21 protein-coding genes are annotated in these 22,560 nt (G+C 56.5%); 3 read left to right on the plus strand and 18 right to left on the minus strand.

Going from position 1 to position 22,560, the window contains the following annotated elements; genetic code table 11:
• Positions 1-14 precede the first annotated feature (14 nt).
• The 9 genes from tpiA to AOB54_05945 form a co-directional block, all read right to left on the minus strand.
• Positions 15-806, minus strand: coding sequence for a triose-phosphate isomerase (tpiA, locus tag AOB54_05905; GenBank protein ID WVN41042.1), 792 nt, complete (start codon positions 804-806; stop codon positions 15-17).
• Complete coding sequence (gene pnp / locus AOB54_05910) at positions 806-2,941, minus strand: polyribonucleotide nucleotidyltransferase (GenBank protein WVN41043.1); 2,136 nt, start codon at positions 2,939-2,941, stop codon at positions 806-808. Before pnp ends, tpiA begins: the two co-directional genes overlap by 1 nt.
• A 141-nt stretch (positions 2,942-3,082) precedes the next feature.
• Positions 3,083-3,352: a 30S ribosomal protein S15 gene (gene rpsO, locus AOB54_05915; GenBank protein ID WVN41044.1), complete on the minus strand. Its 270-nt coding sequence runs from the start codon at positions 3,350-3,352 to the stop codon at positions 3,083-3,085.
• 109 nt (positions 3,353-3,461) lie between these two features.
• A complete protein-coding gene (locus tag AOB54_05920) occupies positions 3,462-5,000 on the minus strand; it encodes a 2-isopropylmalate synthase (GenBank protein WVN41045.1) in 1,539 nt (512 codons plus the stop codon).
• Between the two features lie 228 nt (positions 5,001-5,228).
• A complete protein-coding gene (pssA, locus tag AOB54_05925; protein ID WVN41046.1) occupies positions 5,229-6,008 on the minus strand; it encodes a CDP-diacylglycerol--serine O-phosphatidyltransferase in 780 nt (259 codons plus the stop codon).
• A gap of 46 nt (positions 6,009-6,054) precedes the next feature.
• Positions 6,055-6,711, minus strand: coding sequence for a phosphatidylserine decarboxylase (locus tag AOB54_05930; protein ID WVN41047.1), 657 nt, complete (start codon positions 6,709-6,711; stop codon positions 6,055-6,057).
• A 15-nt stretch (positions 6,712-6,726) separates the two neighbouring features.
• Entirely contained in the window at positions 6,727-7,743 is a 1,017-nt protein-coding gene (gene ilvC, locus AOB54_05935; GenBank protein ID WVN41048.1) for a ketol-acid reductoisomerase, read from the minus strand.
• A 25-nt stretch (positions 7,744-7,768) separates the two neighbouring features.
• Positions 7,769-8,260: an acetolactate synthase small subunit gene (gene ilvN, locus AOB54_05940; protein WVN41049.1), complete on the minus strand. Its 492-nt coding sequence runs from the start codon at positions 8,258-8,260 to the stop codon at positions 7,769-7,771.
• A 12-nt stretch (positions 8,261-8,272) separates the two neighbouring features.
• A complete protein-coding gene (locus AOB54_05945; GenBank protein ID WVN41050.1) occupies positions 8,273-9,991 on the minus strand; it encodes an acetolactate synthase 3 catalytic subunit in 1,719 nt (572 codons plus the stop codon).
• 172 nt (positions 9,992-10,163) lie between these two features.
• On the opposite strand from AOB54_05945, the gene AOB54_05950 reads away from it, so the two are divergent.
• The 3 genes from AOB54_05950 to AOB54_05960 all read left to right on the plus strand — a co-directional run bounded on the left by AOB54_05950 (position 10,164) and on the right by AOB54_05960 (position 12,195).
• The gene (locus AOB54_05950; protein ID WVN41051.1) at positions 10,164-10,727 is read left to right on the plus strand and encodes an RNA polymerase sigma factor; all 564 of its coding nucleotides are present in this window, start codon (positions 10,164-10,166) and stop codon (positions 10,725-10,727) included.
• 13 nt (positions 10,728-10,740) lie between these two features.
• Entirely contained in the window at positions 10,741-11,700 is a 960-nt protein-coding gene (locus tag AOB54_05955; GenBank protein WVN41052.1) for a DUF3619 family protein, read from the plus strand.
• A 72-nt stretch (positions 11,701-11,772) separates the two neighbouring features.
• Positions 11,773-12,195, plus strand: coding sequence for an RDD family protein (locus AOB54_05960; GenBank protein WVN42780.1), 423 nt, complete (start codon positions 11,773-11,775; stop codon positions 12,193-12,195).
• 96 nt (positions 12,196-12,291) lie between these two features.
• On the opposite strand, the gene clpB is transcribed toward AOB54_05960, so the two are convergent.
• The 9 genes from clpB to alaC form a co-directional block, all read right to left on the minus strand.
• Positions 12,292-14,895: an ATP-dependent chaperone ClpB gene (clpB, locus tag AOB54_05965; protein ID WVN41053.1), complete on the minus strand. Its 2,604-nt coding sequence runs from the start codon at positions 14,893-14,895 to the stop codon at positions 12,292-12,294.
• Positions 14,896-14,968: 73 nt separating this feature from the next.
• A complete protein-coding gene (locus AOB54_05970; GenBank protein WVN41054.1) occupies positions 14,969-15,127 on the minus strand; it encodes a hypothetical protein in 159 nt (52 codons plus the stop codon).
• Positions 15,128-15,299: 172 nt separating this feature from the next.
• The gene (locus tag AOB54_05975) at positions 15,300-16,496 is read right to left on the minus strand and encodes a GNAT family N-acetyltransferase (GenBank protein WVN41055.1); all 1,197 of its coding nucleotides are present in this window, start codon (positions 16,494-16,496) and stop codon (positions 15,300-15,302) included.
• A 64-nt stretch (positions 16,497-16,560) separates the two neighbouring features.
• On the minus strand, positions 16,561-17,025 hold the full coding sequence (gene moaE / locus AOB54_05980) for a molybdopterin synthase catalytic subunit MoaE (GenBank protein ID WVN41056.1): 465 nt from the start codon (positions 17,023-17,025) through the stop codon (positions 16,561-16,563).
• Position 17,026: 1 nt separating this feature from the next.
• Positions 17,027-17,284: a molybdopterin converting factor subunit 1 gene (moaD, locus tag AOB54_05985; GenBank protein ID WVN41057.1), complete on the minus strand. Its 258-nt coding sequence runs from the start codon at positions 17,282-17,284 to the stop codon at positions 17,027-17,029.
• A gap of 45 nt (positions 17,285-17,329) precedes the next feature.
• A complete protein-coding gene (gene glp, locus AOB54_05990) occupies positions 17,330-18,526 on the minus strand; it encodes a gephyrin-like molybdotransferase Glp (protein ID WVN41058.1) in 1,197 nt (398 codons plus the stop codon).
• A 3-nt stretch (positions 18,527-18,529) separates the two neighbouring features.
• Positions 18,530-19,975 (minus strand): threonine synthase, encoded by a 1,446-nt coding sequence (thrC, locus tag AOB54_05995; GenBank protein ID WVN42781.1) that lies wholly within the window; start codon positions 19,973-19,975, stop codon positions 18,530-18,532.
• A 2-nt stretch (positions 19,976-19,977) separates the two neighbouring features.
• Entirely contained in the window at positions 19,978-21,294 is a 1,317-nt protein-coding gene (locus AOB54_06000; GenBank protein WVN41059.1) for a homoserine dehydrogenase, read from the minus strand.
• Complete coding sequence (alaC, locus tag AOB54_06005) at positions 21,291-22,511, minus strand: alanine transaminase (GenBank protein WVN42782.1); 1,221 nt, start codon at positions 22,509-22,511, stop codon at positions 21,291-21,293. The genes AOB54_06000 and alaC overlap by 4 nt, the downstream gene beginning before the upstream one ends.
• Positions 22,512-22,560: the final 49 nt, after the last annotated feature.

Genomic DNA, 22,560 nt, shown 5'->3' on the forward strand with positions numbered 1-22,560 from the left:
TTTACAACAAGTGGTTATACCGTCTGTACCGAACAGGCGATGTCAAAAAACTCTTGTGCGTGTAAGGCCGCACCACCCACCAGGGCACCATCAATGTCGGGCTGGGCAAATAACTCTGCCGCTGTCGCCGCCTTGACGCTGCCACCGTATAACAACTGAATTTGCGCCGCCAGACCCGCATCAATACTGGCCAGCGTGCCGCGGACTGCGGCATGGACTTCCTGGGCCTGCTCAGGGCTTGCGCTTCTGCCTGTGCCGATCGCCCAAATGGGCTCATAGGCAAAAACCGCCCGGCCCAACAGCTTTGCATCGGACAGGGCCTGGGCGACTGCACGGACTTGTCCACAGACCACTTCCAATGCGCGGCCCTGGTCACGCGCCTGCAGGGACTCGCCCACACAGACCAGCGGCGTTAGGCCAGCTTTCGCCAAACGCAGGGCCTTTGCCGCAACCGCCTGGTCGGTCTCGCCGTGACGGGCACGACGCTCGGAGTGACCCGCCAAGGCAAATTCGGCCTCAAAGTCTTGCAGCATGGCCACCGATACCTCACCGGTAAAGGCGCCCTTTTCCTCGGTGGAGACATCCTGCGCCCCCCAAGTGATGGGCTGACCCTTTAGGCGAACAGCGGCCTGAAAGAGATAAGGCGACGGCACAGCAACGCTCAGCTTGGCCATGGGCTGATCAGCGTGACGCTCAATCAGCCCCAGCAGGCTGGACAGCAGGGCCTCGTTATCCGACAGGCTGCCATTCATCTTCCAGTTGCCAACCACCCAGGGCTGGCGAGAGGTGACGACCGCTTTTGTCATTACGCTTCTGGTGCGGCAGGTGCTGCGGGAGCATCGCTGCTCTCGAGCAGGGCCTTCATGGACAGACGCAGACGGCCTTTGTCATCTGCCTCCAGGACTTTCACGCGGATGGACTGGCCTTCTTTCAGATAGTCGCTGACCGCATTGACGCGCTCATTGGCGATCTGAGAGATGTGCAGCAGGCCATCTTTGCCGGGAAGAATCGAGACAATGGCACCGAATTCCAACAGGCGCAGGACAGTGCCGTCATAGGTCTTGCCCACTTCAACTTCTGCCGTGAGCTCTTCGATCTTTTTGATGGCGGCACGGGCGGCATCACCGGTGGTTGCGGCCACGGTAATGGAGCCGTCTTCCGAAATATCAATCTGCGTGCCAGTTTCTTCAGTAATGGCACGAATGGTGGCACCACCCTTGCCGATCACGTCACGAATGCGCTCGGGGTTGATCTTCATGGTGTAGAGGCGCGGCGCGAATTCCGACAACTCTTCACGGGCATGGTCGAGCGTGGCCTTCATCTTGCCCAGAATATGCAGTCGGCCCTCTTGGGCTTGCGCCAGTGCAACCTGCATGATTTCTTTGGTGATGCCCTGGATTTTGATGTCCATCTGAAGCGCAGTAATACCGTTTTCGGTACCGGCAACTTTGAAGTCCATATCGCCCAGGTGATCCTCATCACCCAGGATGTCGGTCAACACCGCAAAACGGCCACCGTCTTTGATCAGGCCCATGGCAATACCGGCCACGTGTGCTTTGAGTGGAACACCTGCGTCCATCAGGGCCAGACAGCCGCCGCAGACGGATGCCATTGAAGACGAACCATTGGACTCGGTAATTTCCGACACCAGACGCATGGAGTAAGCGAAGTCTTCGGGCTTTGGCAGCACGGCCACCAAGGCACGCTTGGCAAGACGGCCATGGCCGATTTCACGGCGCTTGGGTGTGCCAACGCGGCCCGTTTCGCCAGTGGCGTATGGGGGCATGTTGTAGTGAAGCATGAAGCGGTCACGGTATTCGCCACCCAGCGCATCGATGATCTGTTCATCGCGGGTGGTGCCCAACGTGGCCACAACCAAGGCCTGGGTCTCGCCGCGAGTAAACAACGCAGAACCGTGGGTGCGTGGCAATACGCCAGTGCGAATCGAGATCGGACGCACCGTGCGGGTGTCACGGCCATCGATACGGGGTTCGCCATTCAGAATCTGTGAGCGCACCACGTTGGCTTCTAAGGAGAACAAGGTCTCTGCCACGAGATTGCCATCGACTGTTGCGCCCGAGGCCGCAACCGATTCAGCGATCCTGGTTTCCACTTCCGCATAGACCGTTTTCAGTTTCTGCGAACGCTCTTGCTTGTTGCGAATGCCATAGGCTTCTTTCAACGGGCCCTCGGCAAGGGCTTTGATCTGCGCAATCAGTGCCTCGTCTTTGGCGGCAGGCTGCCAGTCCCACTCGGGCTTGCCGGCTTTTTCTACGAGGCGGTTAATCGCATCAATCGCAATGCGGCCCTGCTCGTGGCCAAACACAACACCACCCAGCATGACTTCTTCAGAGAGCTGATCGGCTTCCGATTCCACCATCAGCACGGCCGACTCAGTACCGGCAACCACCAAGTCCATGCGGGAGTCTTTGAGCTGCGTGGCGGTGGGGTTGAGCACGTACTGGCCATTGATGTAACCCACGCGGGCAGCAGCAATTGGGCCATTAAAGGGAACGCCTGAGATGGCCATTGCGGCAGACGCGCCAATCATGGCGGGAATGTCTGGATCGATCTCGGGGTTTAACGAGATCACGGTGCAGACCACCTGAACTTCGTTATAAAAACCATCAGGAAAGAGCGGACGCAGCGGACGATCGATCAGGCGCGATGTGAGGGTTTCTTTTTCAGAAGGACGGCCTTCACGCTTGAAAAAACCGCCGGGGATTTTGCCCGCAGCATAGGTCTTTTCCATGTAATCCACGGTCAGCGGGAAAAAGTCTTGGCCCGGCTTGGCGCTTTTCGCCGCCACAACAGTGGCCAACACAATGGTGTCTTCTACATTAACCAGTACTGCACCACTGGCTTGGCGGGCGATTTCGCCGGTCTCCAGCACCACTTTGTGCTGGCCATACTGAAACTCTTCTTTAGCAATATTGAACACTGGCTTTCCTTCTCTCTCTCAATAACAACAATCACAACAATCTAGATAGCAAAAATGCCCGCACGGCAGACCGGGCAGGCATTTTGGTCATCAGCTTAACCACAACGCTCGGGACTCGATATCGGGCTCCACGCGTGTCGTTTACTTACGCAGTCCCAGACGCTCAATTAGCGTGCGGTACGACTGCACATTGGTACGCTTTAAATAGTCGAGCAACTTACGGCGACGGCTCACCATCTTCAACAGACCACGGCGGGAATGGTGATCCTTGGCGTGGACTTTGAAGTGGTCGGTCAGGTCGTTGATTCGGGCAGTCAGCAGGGCCACTTGGACCTCGGGGCTGCCGGTATCGTTTTTGGCGCGCTGGTACTGCGCCATGACTTCAGGCTTGTTTAACGTGGCGACGGGCATGGAAATCTCCTAGAAAATGCCAATGGACTTGCGGCCGGGCCCGCCAAGGCCCGCCGTGCTTTACTTAACTCTTTCGAGCAAGCCTTTGAATTGTATAGGAAAAACGGCCTTAGACCAACTGCGGATTGAGCCGCTCGACCTTGCTCTCGAGCTTATTCAATGCGTTCAGATAGGCCTTGGCCGAGGCCACGACAATATCTGGGTCTGCCCCCACGCCATTGACGATCCGGCCGGCCTTGGACAGCCGCATGGTCACCTCGCCCTGGGACTCGGTGCCCGTGGTGATGGCGTTAACCGAGAACAAGAGCAGCTCTGCCCCGCTGGCCACCTTGGACTCGATGGCATTGACCGTGGCATCCACCGGCCCATTGCCCTGGGCCTGGGTGGTGATTTCTTCCCCGTCCACGCTAAAGACCACCTTGGCCTGGGGTTTTTCGCCCGTTTCTGAGCGCTGGGACAAGGACAAGAATTTAAAGTGCTCGTCGGTCTCGCCGATGGCATCGCCCGAGACCAAGGCCTGCAAGTCCTCGTCGAAAATCTCAGACTTCCGGTCGGCCAAGTCTTTGAATCGTGCAAAGGCATCGTTTAAGGCCTGCTCGGATTCAAACTCGATGCCCAATTCAGCCAAACGCTGCTTAAAGGCATTACGGCCCGAGAGCTTGCCAAGGGAAATCTTGTTGGCCGACCAGCCCACATCTTCCGCCCGCATGATCTCGTAGGTCTCGCGGTGCTTGAGTACGCCGTCTTGGTGAATGCCAGACTCGTGGGCAAAGGCATTGGCCCCGACCACCGCCTTGTTCGGCTGGACCGGATAGCCCGTGATCTGGGAGACCAAACGGGAAGCGGTCACGATCTGGGTAGTGTCGATTCGGGTGTCGCACTTAAAGACGTCTTGGCGGACTTTGACCGCCATCACGATCTCTTCCAAGCTCGCGTTACCCGCACGCTCACCCAAGCCATTGATCGTGCACTCGACCTGGCGGGCGCCGTTTAACACCGCCGACAAAGAGTTGGCCACGGCCATGCCCAAGTCGTTATGGCAGTGGGTCGACCAGATCACCTTGTCCGCACCCGGGGTGCGCTCAATCAGATACTTAAACCGCTCGCCCAACCCACCGGGCACGCTGTAGCCCACGGTGTCAGGCACGTTGATGGTGGTGGCACCGGCCTTAATCACTTCGCCAAAAACCCGGACCAAGAAGTCGATGTCACTACGAATCGCGTCTTCTGCGGAAAACTCCACATCAGGTGTGTACTGCAAGGCCATCTTCACGCCCTTAACAGCAGCCTCAACCACCTGATCGGGATTCATACGGAGTTTCTTTTCCATGTGAATCGGACTGGTGGCGATAAACGTGTGGATTCGACCCTTGGCGGCCGGCTTGATGGCCTCGCCTGCGGCACGAATATCTTTTTCCGAGACACGGGCCAAAGAGCAGACAGTGCTGTCTTTAATGGTCTCGGCAATGGAGCGAATCGCATCAAAATCGCCAGGGCTTGCGGCCGCAAAGCCGGCCTCGATCACATCCACACGCAAACGCTCCAACTGGCGGGCGATACGAATCTTTTCGTCTTTGGTCATCGATGCGCCGGGGCTCTGCTCACCATCGCGCAAGGTGGTGTCAAAAATAATTAAACGGTCATTCATGGTGGTTTCCTTTAACGAATGTCACCTGCTCTTTTCACAATTGAGCATGTTGACGTTGCTAGTTCTATTTGTTCGGGAAAAACGGTCTGCAGATTTAGGTCTCCGGCGCAGACTGGGGGTTTCTAAAACCCTGCCGGTGGGGGTCGAGTGTTAGCGCCCGTGGCGCAGTCGACCCAGGGGAAGTAGGTGTAGAGAGGTAATGAAGGATTCAAAACTCATAGGGATCAACTATAAATCTTTTTCCTCGGGTTCGGCAAATACTTCGATGGCCTCGCCCCTGGCCTTGCGCCAGACAAACAACACCCAGCCCGACAGGCCATAGGCCAGCATGAGCAAAAAGAGCAATGTGGGCGGGTCTTGGGAGATCAGCACCAGGCCCAGGGCAATCAGGAAGATCACCACAAAGGGCACACTACGGCGCAGATTTAGATCTTTGAAGCTGTAAAAGGGCACGCTCGAGACCATGGTCAGGCCCGCGTAGACTGCCACCGACCAGCTGACCCAGCGAAGGTCTTTGGCTGACCAGTCAATCCAGCGGGTCTCGCGAAGATCGGTGGCCACCCAGACCAACCCCGCCAGCAAGGCCGCTGCCGCAGGGCTGGGCATGCCTTGAAAAAACCGCTTATCGACAATGGCGATGTTGGTGTTAAACCGCGCCAGCCGCAGGGCCGCCCCGGCAATGTAGACAAACGCAGCGAGCCAGCCAAACTTGCCCAGACTCTGTAGCGACCAGATGTAAATCACCAGGGCCGGTGCCACACCGAAGGCCACCATGTCGGCCAGGCTGTCGTACTGGGCACCAAAATCAGAAGTGGTGTTGGTCAATCTGGCCACACGGCCATCAAGACTATCCAGCACCATGGCCACGAAAATCGCGATGGCGGCCTCGGTGAAGCGGCCATTAAAGGCCTGAACAATCGAAAAAAAGCCAGAAAAGAGGCAGCCCGTCGTGAACAGATTCGGCAGCAGGTAGATGCTGGTGCGGCGACGCGGCAGTCTTTGATTCATTTAAATTCAGGGCTCAGTGGGCGCGAAACACTGGCGTGGATAGACATTACCAACGGGCCAGTGGTGTGGAATGCGCCGAAACTTTATCACCCACCGAGACTAAGGCCTGCGCGGTCAGCGGGCAATAGACATCGACCCGAGAACCAAACCGAATAAAGCCATAGCGGCTGCCGCGCATCAGGCTGTCGCCGGGCTTGACGTAGCAAAGAATGCGCCGGGCCACCAGGCCCGCGATTTGAATGCAGGTGATGCGTCTGCCCTGCGGGTCCTCAATCACAATGGCATTGCGCTCATTGTGCTCAGAGGCCTTGTCGACCGAGGCATTCAGAAACGACCCAGGGAAATACTGGACCTGGGTGACCTTGCCTTGAATGGGTGAGCGGTTGGAATGCACATTAAACACATTCATAAACACACTGATCTTCAGGCTCTCTTGATTGGTGATGGGATCCACGGCCTTGCCCACCACCACAATGCGGCCATCTGCCGGTGAGGTGATCAGGCCCTCCCCCAACGGCGGGGTACGGGCCGGATCCCGGAAAAACTGCACCACAAAGATGACGATCAGCCAGAGCAGACCCGACAGGAAATCCAAGTCCAGTACGGATGCAATTAAGGCCGACCCAACACTGATTGCGACAAAGGGCCAACCCTCGCGCGCGATGATGGGGTGCGGATAACTGCGGGTATCAACGTCTGCCATGGTGTGGGCGGCTCTTTAGTTACGGGTTTGATCGACCATCTTGTTGGCCCTGATCCAGGGCATCATGGCGCGCAGCTTCTCGCCCACTTGCTCAATGGGATGCTCAGCCGTGAGGCGACGACGTGAAATCAATGTGGGTGCACCAGCGCGGTTTTCCAAAATGAATTCTTTGGCGTATTCACCGGTTTGAATGCGGGTGAGCGCCTCTTTCATGGCTTTCTTCGTCTCAGCCGTAACCACCTTCGGGCCAGTCACATACTCACCAAACTCGGCGTTGTTCGAGATCGAGTAGTTCATGTTGGCGATGCCGCCTTCGTAGATCAGGTCAACGATCAGCTTGAGTTCGTGCAGGCACTCAAAGTAGGCCATTTCGGGGGCATAGCCAGCTTCGACCAGGGTCTCAAAGCCAGCCTTGATCAGCTCAACGGTACCGCCACAGAGCACGGCCTGCTCACCAAACAGATCGGTCTCGGTCTCCTCACGGAAGTTGGTCTGAATGATGCCGGCCTTGCCGCCACCAATGGCGCTGGCATAAGACAACGCGATTGCGCGGGCATTGCCGGTGGTGTCTTGATGAACAGCGATCAGGCAGGGAACGCCACCGCCTTGAGTGTACGTTGCACGCACCGTGTGGCCGGGTGCCTTGGGGGCAATCATGATCACGTCTAGATCAGCACGGGGCGTGACCTGGCCGTAGTGCACGTTAAAGCCGTGGGCAAAGGCCAAGGCAGCGTTTTGCTTAATCACCGGGGCGATTTCAGCGTTGTAGACCGCGGCAATGTTTTCATCAGGCATCAAGAGCATGACGACATCTGCGTCTTTCACGGCATCTTTGATTTCGGCGGCCTTTAGGCCAGCCTTTTCCACCTTGGCCCAGGAGGGGCCACCCTTGCGAACACCCACCACAACGTTACAGCCGCTGTCGTTGAGATTTTGTGCGTGGGCATGGCCCTGCGAGCCGTAACCGATGATGGCGACTTTCTTGCCTTTGATCAGGGAGAGGTCGGCGTCCTTGTCATAAAAAACGTTCATGTCTTTTCCTTTGTTTATGTAGAAATTACAACTTGAGAATTCGTTCGCCGCGCGAGATGCCAGAGCAGCCCGTACGCACGGTTTCCAAAATACTGTCGTTATCCAACGCTTCGATAAACGCATCAAGCTTTTGGGTGTCGCCCGTGAGCTCAATGGTGTATGTCTTGTCCGTCACGTCAATGATGCGGCCACGGAAGATGTCCGCCATACGCTTCATTTCGTCACGCTCTTTGCCCACAGCACGGACCTTGATCAGCATGAGCTCACGCTCGATATAAGGGTGCTCGACCAAATCGACCACCTTGACCACATCGACTAAGCGATTTAAGTGCTTGGTGATTTGTTCAATGGTGTCGTCAGACCCCTTGGTGCTAATGGTCATGCGCGACAGTGAGATGTCTTCGGTCGGCGCGACCGTTAACGTCTCAATGTTGTAGGCCCGTGCGGCAAACAGATCCACCACACGCGATAGGGCACCCGGCTCGTTTTCAACCAAGATAGAAATAATGTGTCGCATGTTCTGGGCTCCTTATAGCTCTTCCGAACCCAACAACATCTCGGTCAGGCCCTTGCCGGCCTGGACCATGGGCCACACGTTTTCTTCGCGATCGGTAATGAAGTCCATAAATACCAATCGATCTTTCATGGCAAATGCCTCGCGCAGGGCTGGCTCCACATCTGCCGGCTTGGTGATTTGCATGCCCACATGGCCATAGGCCTCGGCAAGTTTCACAAAGTCTGGCAACGAATCCATGTAGGACTCGGCGTAGCGGCTCTCGTACTCAATTTCTTGCCACTGACGCACCATGCCCAGGTAGCGGTTGTTCAGGTTGATGACTTTCACAGGCAGCCGATACTGCTGGCAGGTGGAGAGTTCCTGAATACACATCTGGATCGAGCCCTCGCCGGTGATACAGGCAACATCGGCATCGGGGTGGGCAAATTTCACGCCCATGGCATACGGCAGGCCAACACCCATGGTGCCCAGGCCACCGGAGTTGATCCAGCGGCGGGGGTGGTCGAACTTATAGAACTGGGCAGCAAACATCTGATGCTGTCCAACATCAGAAGTGATGAAGGCTTCGCCCTTGGTGACTTCCCAGAGCTTTTCCACCACGAACTGGGGCTTAATGATGTCGCTGCCCTGGTCGTAAGACAGACAGTCTTTTTTACGCCACTCGTTGATTTGATTCCACCAATTGCCCAGTGCCTTTTTGTTCGGGCCATGGCCAGCCGCGATCGCCTCTTTGATCTGCGCAATCATCTCGCGCATGACTTCGCGAACGTCACCCACAATGGGTACGTCCACCTTCACACGCTTGGAAATTGAAGATGGATCAATGTCAACATGGATGATCTTGCGCGGGTTCTGCGCGAAGTGTTTGGGATTGCCAATCACGCGGTCATCAAACCGCGCACCAATGCCCACCATGACATCGCTGTGCTGCATGGCCATGTTGCACTCGTAAGTGCCGTGCATGCCCGGCATGCCCAGGAATTTTTCGTTGGTCGCCGGGTAAGCGCCTAGGCCCATCAGCGTGTTGGTGGCCGGATAACCCAGCAGATCCACCAGTTCACGCAACTCTGCAGATGCATTGCCCAAAATAATGCCGCCACCGGTGTAGATCATGGGGCGCTCTGCGGCCAACATCAATTGAACCGCTTTTTTGATTTGGCCTGAGTGGCCCTTCACCACCGGGTTGTAAGACCGCATGCTGATTTCTTTGGGGTAATCAAACTTGCAGCGGTCGCGAGTGATGTCTTTTGGAATATCAACCAACACGGGGCCAGGGCGGCCTGTGCGCGCCAGATAAAACGCTTTTTTAATCGTGCTGGCCAGATCGCGGACGTCTTTCACCAAGAAGTTGTGTTTCACACAGGGGCGCGTGATGCCGACTGTGTCGCATTCTTGAAAGGCGTCTAAGCCAATGGCGTGCGTGGGCACCTGGCCCGAGAGCACCACCATGGGAATGGAATCCATATAAGCCGTGGCAATGCCGGTCACCGCATTGGTCACGCCGGGGCCACTGGTGACCAGGGCTACGCCGACCTTTTCGGTGGAGCGGGCATAGGCATCGGCCGCGTGCACGGCTGCCTGCTCATGCCGAACGAGCACGTGCTTGAACTTGTTTTGCTTGTATATCTCGTCGTAGATGTAGAGAACGGCACCGCCAGGGTAGCCAAAGATGTGATCCACCTGCTCTTCATGCAGGCAGCGCACGACGATTTCTGCGCCAGTAATTTCCATAGGTTTTAGGTCCTATCAAGTTCCAGTGATCCTTGCCCGCCGGCGCCACCAGAGCCTAAAGCTTCAGCGACGCAGACCTTGCGACAAGGGCTTTGAGTTGACGGATCGCCGTTGCTGGCTCTTGTGGAGACAGTACCGGCAAGGTCAAGCCCACTAATTTAACATATCGGGTATGAACCCAAAGGCTTTGGACCATTTTTTGGCTGGCGTAGAACGGCGCGCCTTCCGAATGGCCATGCTGGCCACCCGCAACGAGCCGGCTGCCTTGGATCTGGTCCAAGACGCCATGATGCGCTTGGCCGAGAAGTACGGCTCACGGCCAGAGGAAGAGTGGCCGATGCTGTTTCAGCGGATCCTGCAAAACGCGATTTTGGACTTCCATCGGCGGCAAAAAGTCCGCCGGACCTGGATAACGCTGTTTAGTGATCTGTCCCCAAAGGGCTCCGAATCCGAAGACGACCAAGCCTTTGAGCATCCGCTGGCCGATACCGCGGATGAGTCCGAACGGCAGCCAGAAGCCCTGCTTTCGCGCAAACAGACCTGGGAACAAATCACCCAAGCCATTGCCCAACTTCCCGCTCGTCAACAACAAGCCTTCCTGCTGCGTTATTGGGAGGGACTGGACATTTCAGAAACCGCCCAGGTGATGGGCTGCTCAGAGGGCAGCGTGAAGACCCACTGCTCGCGGGCAGTAGCCGCGCTGACCAAAGCGCTGCCTCACCTGCAATCGGAATAAAAGCGCCAACAACATGCAAGAGCAACACCTCTACCAAGCCCGACGGGCCCTGAAAGAAAGCGAGAACACGGTCTCTCCTGAGATCGCTTCAGCGCTGCTGAAGGCGCGCAAACGGGCAGTGGCTCGGGCGCAAGAAAAGCAGCATGGGGATCAAATCTCGCGGGGTTGGGCATGGCTGCGTTTGTGGCCAAGCCAGGCCTGGGGAATGGGGATCACCGCAGGTTCGGTGTTGGCGGTGGTGCTTGGTCTTAATTTGGCGGAGCAGGTTCGTATCGATGGCAACCTGAATCGACTCGCCAGCATTGACCAGAAAATGATCTCTGGCCCCCTGCCTGTGCAGGCCTACCTGGACCCAGGCTTTCTCATCTTCCAAGAAAGCGCCATTGAACAATCATCCTCGGCGGCCCAAGCCGGATCGGCCGGTGCATCGTTGATGCAGCGGGCCGCTGAGATGCGCAATTTCTGGTCTGCCGAGAGTCTCTTTCCAGGCCTGAACCCCAATCAGCAAGGCCCAATCTGGAGCAAACTCAGTACCGCCCAGAAAGAAGCTTTAGCGCCCTTGGAATCATTTTGGGGCGAGATGGAAGCCCATCGCAAACAAAAATGGATCCGAATCGCTGATCGCTTCCACATGCTCAGCCCCGAGCAGCAGGCCCTGGCCCAAGAGCGGATGCAGGAATGGGTGTCCATGCCTGCAAACGATCGCCGCCAGGCACGTGCCGTTTTCGATGGCTTTAAGGAAATCATTCCCCAAGAAGTTCAGGTCATGAAGTGGAACGAGTATCAAAACCTGTCAGCCAAAGAACGGGCCCAGCTCATGGCGCTTGCCCAAGAACGGGCTGCTGGTGCCGCTGGCGCTTCAGCTGGTTCGACGGGCGCCGCAAACACCAACGGGGCCTTTGCGTTAAACACCAACCCCAAGCCCCACTCCGCCTTATCGCGGCATTCGGATAAACCGTTCGCTGCCCAGTAAACTTGTGGGGTGAAATCTCAACCACCCCGCCCTCCTCTGCCAATCGATCAAACCCCCAAGCCCGCCGCTACCGTGTGGCGGCGTTTTATGGGCATGGTGTACGAATCACTATTGCTCTTTGGCCCACTGCTACTGATTGGTTTTTTATATTCCGTCGCGGTCGACTTCAGCGACAAAGCATCGCCAGAATTGAACGATCTCAAACGCCTGGGCCTGCAGGCCGTGATCGGCGCTGGACTGCTGGCCTATTTCAGCTGGGGCTGGAGTCTTGGCCGCTGCACACTCCCGATGCAGACCCTGGGCATGCGGGTTGAAACCGAAGGCGGAGACGACATCAGCGTGGGGCGTGCAGCAATTCGTGCGCTGGTGGCCCTGCCCAGCGTGATGAGTGGTGTTGGGTTTCTATGGGCAGTGGTTGATCGCGATTCGCAGGCCCTGCACGACCGCCTGTGTGGCACACGGCTGGTTCATATTCCAGTCAAAAGAATAATCTGAACAATACGTTGCGGGCCGATTGGCCTGACCGGCAAATAAGAAGATAGCGTACATGGTGCAGGCTTTCACCTGCACCACGCAAATCACAGCGGTAAGTTAGTGGACAACGCGGTCGAACTTGAATTCGCCGTTTGTGAAGTCCACCGGAATCACATCATTGGGACCGAACTTGCCTTCCAAAATCAGCTTGGCCACCGGGTTTTCAATTCGCTGTTGGATCGCACGCTTTAATGGCCGCGCGCCAAAGAGCGGATCAAACCCAACCTTGGCCACTTCATCAAGCGCGGTGTCTGACACCTCGAGCTTCATATCGTGCTCTTCGATGCGTGCCTCAAGGCGCTTCAACTGAATACGCGCAATGTCGCGGATATGCTTTTGATCCAGTGCGTGGAAGACCACCATCTCGTCGATCCGGTTGATGAACTCCGGCCGGAAATGCGATTTCACTTCCGCCATAACGGCTTCTTTGATCTCGCTTGTGGGCGACCCTGCCATCCGCTGGATCTCGTGCGAGCCCAGGTTCGAAGTCATCACCACTACCGTGTTGCGGAAATCCACCGTGCGGCCCTGGCCATCGGTCAGGCGGCCATCGTCTAGCACCTGGAGCAACACGTTAAAGACATCAGGGTGGGCCTTTTCAACTTCATCAAGCAGGATCACGCTGTAGGGCTTGCGGCGCACCGCTTCGGTGAGCGTGCCACCCTCTTCATAGCCGACATAGCCCGGGGGCGCACCGATTAAACGCGAGACCGAGTGCTTTTCCATGAACTCACTCATGTCAATGCGCACCAGATGTTCTTCGGAGTCAAACAAGAACTGGGCCAATGCCTTGCAAAGCTCAGTCTTGCCCACACCCGTAGGCCCAAGGAACAAAAAGGAACCATAGGGTTTGTTGGGGTCAGAGAGACCTGCCCGCGAGCGACGGATCGCATCGGAGACCAGGGTGACGGCCTCGTCTTGGCCCACCACGCGGCCATGCAGGTGGGCTTCCATGGTGAGCAGCTTTTCACGCTCACCCGTCATCATCTTCGATACCGGAATGCCGGTGGCCCGTGAGACGACTTCGGCGATCTCTTCCGCACCCACTTGGGTGCGAAGTAACTGCATCTTCGCCGCCTTGCCATCGCCGCTGGCGTCTGCCGCTTTTAGCCGCGCCTCGAGCTCGGGCAGCCGGCCATATTGCAACTCAGAGACTTTCTGCCAGTCGCCTTTGCGGGTGTAGCTCTCGATTTCGTGACGGACCTGATCGATCTCTTCTTTGATCGATTGCGAGCCCTGCACGGCTGCTTTTTCAGCCTTCCAGACTTCTTCTAGATCGGCTGACTCGCGCTCAAGTTTGGCAATCTCTTGCTCTAGCAACTCGAAACGTTTTTTCGATGCATCGTCCTTCTCTTTACGCACGGCCTCGCGCTCGATCTTTAACTGAATGAGTCGGCGATCGAGTTTGTCCATGGACTCGGGCTTCGAATCAATTTCCATCTTGATGCGAGATGCGGCCTCGTCGATCAGGTCAATGGCCTTATCGGGCAGGAAACGATCGGTGATGTAACGGTGGGATAACTCGGCCGCCGCAACAATGGCGGGGTCGGTAATTTCTACGCCGTGGTGGATTTCATAACGCTCTTGCAGGCCACGCAGAATGGCAATGGTGGCCTCGACCGTGGGTTCACCCACCAAGACTTTTTGGAATCGGCGCTCAAGCGCCGCATCTTTTTCAATGTACTTGCGGTATTCATCCAGGGTGGTGGCACCAATGCAGTGCAACTCACCGCGTGAGAGTGCAGGCTTTAACATGTTGCCAGCATCCATGGCGCCTTCGGCCTTACCGGCACCGACCATGGTGTGGATCTCATCAATGAAGACGATCGGGTGGCCAGACGGACTGGTTTCCGCCATCTGGGCAATGTCTTTGAGCACTGCTTTTAAGCGCTCTTCAAACTCACCACGATATTTCGCACCGGCCAAGAGCGCGGCCATATCGAGTGTGAGAACTGATTTTCCTTTTAAGCCCTCGGGCACTTCCCCATTCACAATCCGCTGGGCCAGGCCCTCGACGATGGCGGTCTTACCCACGCCAGGCTCGCCAATCAGAACAGGATTGTTTTTGGTACGACGCTGCAGAATTTGAATACAGCGGCGAATCTCGTCGTCACGGCCAATCACCGGGTCCAGCTTGCCACGGGCGGCACGCTCGGTTAGATCAATGCAATATTTTTTCAGTGATTCCCGCTGGCCTTCGGCCTCAGCAGAGTCCACCGACTGGCCGCCGCGAACGGCGTCAATGGCCAACTCTAAATTCTTGCGGGTCAGCCCGCTTTCGCGCAGCAGCTTTCCGGCAGCCCCTTTGTCGTCAGCCAGTGCCAGCAAGAACAATTCACTGGCGATGAATTGGTCGCCACGCTTTTGGGCTTCCTTGTCCGTGAGATTGAAGACTTTGACCAGCTCCGAGCCCACCGTCACATTGCCGTCGGCCTGGGCCACTTTGGGCAGATTCTCGAGCGCAGTGTTGACGGCGTTGGCCAGCCGCTGGGTGTTCACGCCCGCGCGCGCGAGCAGCGATTTGGTCGAACCCTCGTCTTGCTGCAGCAGTGCCGAGAGCACGTGCAGGGGCTCAATGGTGGGGCTGTCATAGCCCACGGCCAAGCTCTGGGCATCGGCCAGGGCCTGCTGAAAGGCGGTGGTTAGTTTGTCGGTTCTCATTCGTTCTTCTCAGGTCAAAAGGGGGTGGCTTTCGCCACGGATGAGAAGAAGATGGGGCCAACCCGCCGAAAATTCAAGGCTTGAGTCGCAAGAGACTTAATCCCTCAAATCGCTCGAAGTCTTTGTCGAAGGTGACCAAACGCAGGCCTGAGCAAACGGCAAAGGCGGCAAGGTAGGCGTCGGTCAGATACTTGGGGGGGGTAATGCAGGTGCCAGAAAGCCTGCGGCTCATCGAGACTTATTCAGGAGCTCAAAAAGAGCAGCGTTCGAAGTTAAGGCTTTGGGATATGGCTTTCCAATCGATATCGACGGGAATGCTGGCGCCCTGCGCCCCATGCTTTCTTTGGATTGCATAAACTCAAAATTACATAAAAATGCGTTTGTTAGCAATCCCCGCCAGAGACTTAAGTCCGAACCGGACTGCGAGACTCGAGCTCGTTCACATAAGCCTCCATGCCCTGTGACTCACGCGCCAGGTACCGGGCTACGGCATCTTTGAACCGCGGTTCCGCCAGCCAATGGGCCGAGTAGGTCTTCACCGGCTCAAAACCGCGGGCAAGCTTGTGCTCGCCCTGGGCGCCACCTTCAAAGCGACGAATCTTCTGGGCAATCGCCCATTCAATGGGCGAGTAATATGACACTTCGAAATGCAGGCAATCCACCCGCTCAACTGCGCCCCAATAGCGGCCATAAAGCACGGCATTGCTATGCATAAAAAAGGAAGCGGCGATCGGCCGCCCTTCCCGCTCGGCAATACAAAGCAACATGTTCTGCGGCATAGATGTGCGCAAATGCTCAAAGAAGGCAAGATTCATGTAAGCCGTTGAGCGGTGTTCAACATAAGTGCGCTCGTAACACTGATAAAAAAACGCGAGCTCATCTTCTGTGATCTCTGGGCCCTCGATCATTCGGGTCGAGACATTTGCCTCGCGCACTTTGCGCCGCTCTGCCTTAATCTTTTTTCGTTTGGGCTGCGTGAGCGCAGCAAGATAATCTTCAAACGAGGCGTAGCCAGGGTTTTGCCAATGAAACTGCACGTTTTCTCGAACCAGCCAACCCGCGGTTTTGAGTGCATCTAAATCCTGGTCATCGGGAAATAACACATGGGCCGAAGACAAACCGCTGGATTCGACTTGGGCCTGCAGCCCTGCAATTAATGTTGCTTTCACATCTTTTGGATTCCAAGCGGCCTTGCCCGCCAGTGCACCATCGGCGACGTTCTCGCGTAGCGACGATTCACGCACCAACAGCCGCGCACTGGGAATTGGTGAAAACGGAATCGCCACCAAGAGCTTGGGAAAGTAATTCAATCCCGCCCGCTGATAGGCATCGGCCCAGGCCCAATCAAAGACATATTCGCCATACGAATGGCCCTTGGCATATAGGGGTGCAGCACCGATAAGCTTGCCCGCATCGTCTCGCACCGTTAGCGGAATGGGCTGCCAGCCAGTATCGGCCGTGGTGCAGCCCGTTTGCTCTAAGCCAGATAAAAATTCCCAGCGCAGCATGGGGCATGCAGCAGAGGGCGATTCCGCCAGGTCATTCCACTCATCACAATCGATCTCGGAATACGATCCAGTCAGGGTGAGGTTCAGCGTCATTGGTCTGAGATTTCGGAAGAGAACCGAGGGCCGAAGGCTGTGAAAGCAACCCCGAGCGACGCCATCACCAGCGCTTTAGCGCTGCCTCGTCTTTTTCTCGGGCCTCGACCCAACGATCGCCTTGGGGGATTGATTCTTTTTTCCAAAATGGGGCTTTAGATTTCAGAAAGTCCATGATGAAGGCACAGGCTTCAAGCGCGGCCTCGCGGTGGGCGCTGGTCACGCCAACCCAAACGATTTCATCGGCAGGCTGTAGCCGACCAATTCGGTGGATGACTCGAGCGTTAAATAAAGGCCAACGGCCCATGGCCTGATCAATAATTTCCTGAATACTGGATTCGGTCATGCCGGGGTAGTGCTCCAAGACCAGGGTCTTGACCGTATCGCCTTCGTTCATATCGCGGACCGTGCCCACGAAACTGGCCACCGCACCCACACGGGTGTCCCACTGGCCATCAGCGGTCTGACGCAAGGCACGCAACTCTGCGCCCACATCAAAGGCCTGCTGCTGAACACGGACCGCTGTCATATCAGCCGCCCGTGACTGGCGGAAAGAAGGCGATTTCGTCGCCCTCATGCAGGGCATCGGATTCCTGGGCCATGCGCTGATTGATCGCGCCCCGAATGGCCCGTTTCGCATCAAGCGCCTGCGACCAAGACTCTCCCCGGCTGCGCAAGTGGTCACGCAATTCGCCAAGCGTGGAGATGTGCTCTGGAATGTCCAGGGTTTCATCTTCCACTCCGGTGAGTTCACGCAAAGAAGCAAAGAGCTTGAGTCGAACCTTCATAAGATTGGGCGTCGAGCAACCGAGTTTTTATTAGCGAGTCGAGTGTTAATTAACGAGTGCAGTGTAAGGAATAAACCGCACAAATTCACCAGCCACAACCGGGGTTGATGCAGGGATTTCGACCAGCCCCGTGCACTGGGTGACCGATGAGAGCACCCCGGAATTCTGTCGGCCATGAATCTGGGCCTGCCCCTGCGGATTGATCCAGGCCCGCAAGAACTCCTGACGGCTATCGGGCTTGGGCAAATCAAAGGCCGCTGGCACACGAAAGCCCATTGGTGCTTCGGCCTGGCTCCCCATCATGCCCAGCAGGTACGGGCGCACCAGCAGCGCAAAGGTGACCCAGGCTGCTACCGGGTTGCCGGGCATCCCCATAAAGACCGACTGACCCACGCGGCCAAAGGCAAATGGCTTTCCGGGCTTTACCGAAATCTTCCAAAGATCTAGCGACCCGAGCGCCGAGATAGCCGCCTTGATGTGATCTTCTTCCCCCACGGACACACCGCCACAGGTCAGAATCACATCGCTTTGCTTTGCCGCCTGCGACAGACGACTTTTCGTTTCAGAGAAATCGTCGGGCAGGCAGCCCATATCCAAAACTTCTGCGCCAAGGCCCTGGGCCAGGGCCATGATCATGGGCCGGTTGCTGTCATAGATCTGGCCAAGGCCAAGTGGTTGGCCAGGCTGTTGCAACTCATCTCCCGATGAAAACACCGCCACTTTGAGCCTTCGGTAGACCGTGAGTTGCGCCTGACCCACCGAGGCACACAGGGCAATGTCGGCGGCAGAGAGTCGACGGCCTTTGTCTAATATCACCGCACCGCAGGCTATGTCACCGGCACACGGACGAATGTTTTGACCAGGCGACACTGACTCTAAACATCTCACCCGCCCATCATCTTGCACCTGAACCTGCTCTTGCATGATGACCGCATTGGCACCGGCAGGAATCGGCGCACCCGTAAAAATCCGGGCGACGGTGCCTGACACCAAGGGGGTGCCCGGGTGGCCCGCAGGGATACGCTGACTGACCACCAAAGGTTCCATGGCGTTGTTCATCTCGACTGCCACACCCGCGTAGCCATCCATCTGGCTATTGTCATAGGCTGGAACATCAATCGGTGAGGTCACTGACGCTGCCAAGACACGGCCAAGGGCCTGCTGCAAGTCCACCGACTCGGTCTGACCAACCGGCGATAGCGTTGCCGATAAAACTTCAAGCGCCTGATCGAGCGACTTCATGGGTCAGGACAACGCGCGTTCCGAAATAATGCGCTTTAGGTTTGCCACATCCTGGTCAATGTTTTCCACGCGCTGTGGCAAAGACTCCAGGTGTTCAAGCCCCTTGGGTCTTGGCGCTGGCCGATTGAGCGCCTCTTCAATCGTTTCAGCAAACTTGGCTGGAAGTGCGGTCTCCAAACAAATCATCGGCACACCAGACTCCAAGTACTGGCGGCCAACAAACACGCCGTCTGCCGTGTGCGGATCAATCACGCGTTGATACTTTTGATCAATCTCACGAATGGTGGCCAGACGATTGGCATGGGTACTTTTTCCTGAATGAAGGTTCGATTGTTGGACGGCCTGCCATGCAGGCGTGCCGGCAAGACTAAACTGACCGGTCTTTCCCAGCTGCTGCCAGAGCGCCGCGCAGGCCGCACCGTCTTGGCCAAGAACCACATAGACATAGCGCTCAAAGTTTGATGCTTTGGAAATATCCATCGATGGGCTAGACGTCTGAAAGGTTTCTTTCGAGCCCCGCACGCGATAAACGCCCGTGCGAAAGAATTCATCCAACACATCGTTTTCGTTGGTGGCCACAATCAGCTTGTGAATGGGCAGCCCCATGGACTTGGCCATAAAGCCAGAAAACACATTGCCAAAGTTGCCTGACGGCACCGAGAACGACACGCGATCACCGATCCTTAGCCCATAGGCTTTCACCGCCGAGAGATAACCCCAGAAGTAATACACCACCTGGGACATGATGCGGGCCCAGTTGATCGAGTTCACTGTGCCAATGCGCCACTTCGCCTTGAATTCCAAATCGGCCGACACGGCCTTCACCATGTCTTGGCAATCATCAAACACACCAGACACCGCGAGATTATGAATATTGGGCTCTTGCAGGGAATACATCTGTGCCCGCTGAAAATCACTCATTCGGCCCTGGGGCGAGAGCATAAAAACCGACACCGCATGCTTATCGCGCATGGCGTATTCGGCGGCACTGCCCGTATCACCAGATGTGGCGCCCAGAATATTGAGCTTCTCGCCGCGTTGCGTGAGCACGTATTCAAACAACTGGCCCAGCATCTGCATGGCCATGTCTTTAAAGGCCAGCGTGGGCCCGTTGGAGAGTTCCAAAATGGCCAGCGGTGCACCCTGCTCCACACCCAGTGGGGTGAGCGGCGCAATATCCGCATGGCCAAACTTCTGAACCGTGTAGGCCCTGGCACAGAGCTGATCGATCACAGCACGATCAATGTCGTCGGCAAACCGGGAAATGATCTCTGCCGCAAGCTTTGGATAACTCAAGCCAGCAAAGCCTTGTAAGTCGGCTGCGGTAACCTGTGGAATCGACTTGGGCATGGCCAAGCCGCCGTCTTGGGCAAGGCCCTCTAACAGGATGTCTTGAAACGATCCCATGTCCGCGGACGCGCCAGTGCCGCGCGTCGATACATAGTGCAGGCTCAAGCGAAGGCCTCCATGCGCAGCACCACGGCCTCGGACAGCACGGTGGGCAGCTTCTCAATCTTTTGAATGGCTTCGCGCATTTTCTTTTCAACACACAAATGCGTGATCAGCACCACATCGGTCTGATCCGACCCTTCGTCTGGTTCACGCTGAAAAAATGCATCAATCGAAATCTGGCCATCGGCCAGGGCGCGGGTGATGTCGGCCAGCACGCCCGGCTGATCTTTGACACGTAGCCGCAGGTAGTAGCTGGATTCAATCTGATCAATCGGCACCACCGACAGTGCGTTCATCTGATCGGGCTGGAAGGCCAGGTAGGGCACACGATTGGCTGGATCTGCAGTGAGTGTTCGGGCCACATCGACCAGATCTGCAATCACCGCACTGGCGGTGGGCTCAGCGCCTGCGCCCTTGCCGTAATACATGGTGTGGCCCACGGCATCGCCCTTCACCCAGACGGCGTTCATGGCGCCTTCCACATTGGCGATCAATTTCTTGGCAGAAATCAATGTTGGATGCACACGCAACTCCACGCCATTGGCGTGGCGCTTGGTAATGCCCAAAAGCTTAATGCGATAGCCCAGCTGCTCGGCGTATTGAATGTCTTTGGCCTGAAGCTTCGAGATGCCCTCGATGTGGGCGCGGTCAAACTGCATGGGAATGCCGAAGGCGATTGCCGACATGATGGTGGCCTTGTGTGCCGCATCCACGCCCTCGATATCAAAGGTGGGGTCCGCTTCGGCATAACCAAGCCGTTGGGCTTCTTTGAGCACATCAGCAAACGGCAGGCCCTTGTCCCGCATCTCGGACAAAATGAAGTTGGTGGTGCCATTGATAATGCCGGCAATCCACTCGATACGGTTGGCGGTTAAGCCCTCGCGCAGGGCTTTGATAATGGGTATACCGCCAGCAACGGCTGCCTCAAAGGCCACAATCACGCCCTTTTTCTGGGCTGCTGCAAAAATCTCATTGCCGTGAACAGCCAATAAGGCCTTGTTCGCCGTGACCACATGCTTGCCATTTTCAATGGCTGCCATCACAAAGTTTTTGGCAAAACCGTAGCCGCCAATTAATTCCACCACCACGTCGATCTCGGGTGATTTCGCCATCTCCATGGCGTCGGCATAAAACTTGGCCTTGCCACCTGTGAGCGCGCTGACCTTGGCCGCGTCCAGGTCGGAAACACCAGTAATGGCAATCGGGCGGCCCGCACGACGGGCAATTTCATCGGCATTTCTTGTGAGCACCGACCAGGTGCCACCACCCACGGTGCCTGCACCGGCAAGGCCCACGCGCAAGACTGCTTGACTCATGCGGACTCTCCCTGGGCAGCCCCTGCGGCTGGCTGAATCAAACCGTCTTTACGAAACATCTCTTTAATTCCCCGCACCGCCTGACGCGTGCGTTGTTCGTTTTCAATCAGCGCAAATCGCACGTGATCATCTCCGTATTCGCCAAAGCCAATGCCAGGTGACACTGCGACCTTGGCCTCGATCAGTAATTTCTTTGCAAACTCCAAAGACCCCATGTGTTTGTAAGCGGGCGGGATTTCCGCCCAGACATACATCGAGGCCTTTGGCACTTCCACATTCCAGCCCGCTTCAATCAATCCCTTGGTCAGCACATCACGGCGCGACTGATATTGCTGACGCACCTCTTCCACGCAATCCTGGGGCCCTTCCAGCGCAATGACCGAGGCCACTTGAATGGGGGTAAAGGTGCCGTAATCGTGATAGCTCTTGATTCTGGCCAGCGCACTGACCAGCTCTTTATTGCCCACCATAAAGCCCACACGCCAGCCAGCCATGTTGTAGCTCTTACTCATGGTGAAGAACTCAACCGCTACATCGCGGGCGCCCGGCACCTGCATGATGGATGGCGGCTTAAAGCCATCAAAGGCAATATCCGCGTAGGCCAGGTCGTGGACCACCAGAATGTCATGTTGCTTAGCAAGCGCCACGATCCGCTCAAAGAAATCCAACTCAACGCATTGGGCCGTGGGGTTACTCGGAAAACCCAGAATGATCATCTTGGGCTTTGGGATCGATTCGCGGATATTGCGCTCAAGCTCTTCAAAAAAATCAATGCCACTGCCCATGCGGAATGACTGGATGCTCGCGCCGGCAATGATCGCGCCGTAGATATGAATCGGATAGCTGGGATTGGGCACCAAGACCGTATCGCCGTGATCGAGTGTGGCCAGCATCAAATGGGCCAGGCCCTCTTTGGAACCAATCGTGACAATGGCTTCGGACTCTGGGTCCAGGTCCACGTCATAGCGTGTTTTGTACCAGTTGGCGATCGCCTTTCTTAGCCGGGGGATCCCTTTGGACACCGAGTAACCATGGGTGTGTTCTTTGGTGGCCGTCTCCACCAGCTTGTCCACGATGTGCTTGGGCGTTGGGCCGTCGGGGTTGCCCATACTCATATCGATAATGTCTTCGCCGCGGCGGCGGGCCGCCATCTTCAATTCCCCAGTAATGTTGAACACATAGGGCGGCAGGCGCTGGATTCGTGGAAATGGCTTCATGGTCATATTGGTCTGCCCGCAGCTCGGCCGGGCCTTCGTTTGCCCCGAA

The sequence above is a fragment of the beta proteobacterium MWH-UniP1 genome (genome assembly GCA_036362785.1).
Lineage (GTDB): Bacteria > Pseudomonadota > Gammaproteobacteria > Burkholderiales > Burkholderiaceae_A > Lacustribacter.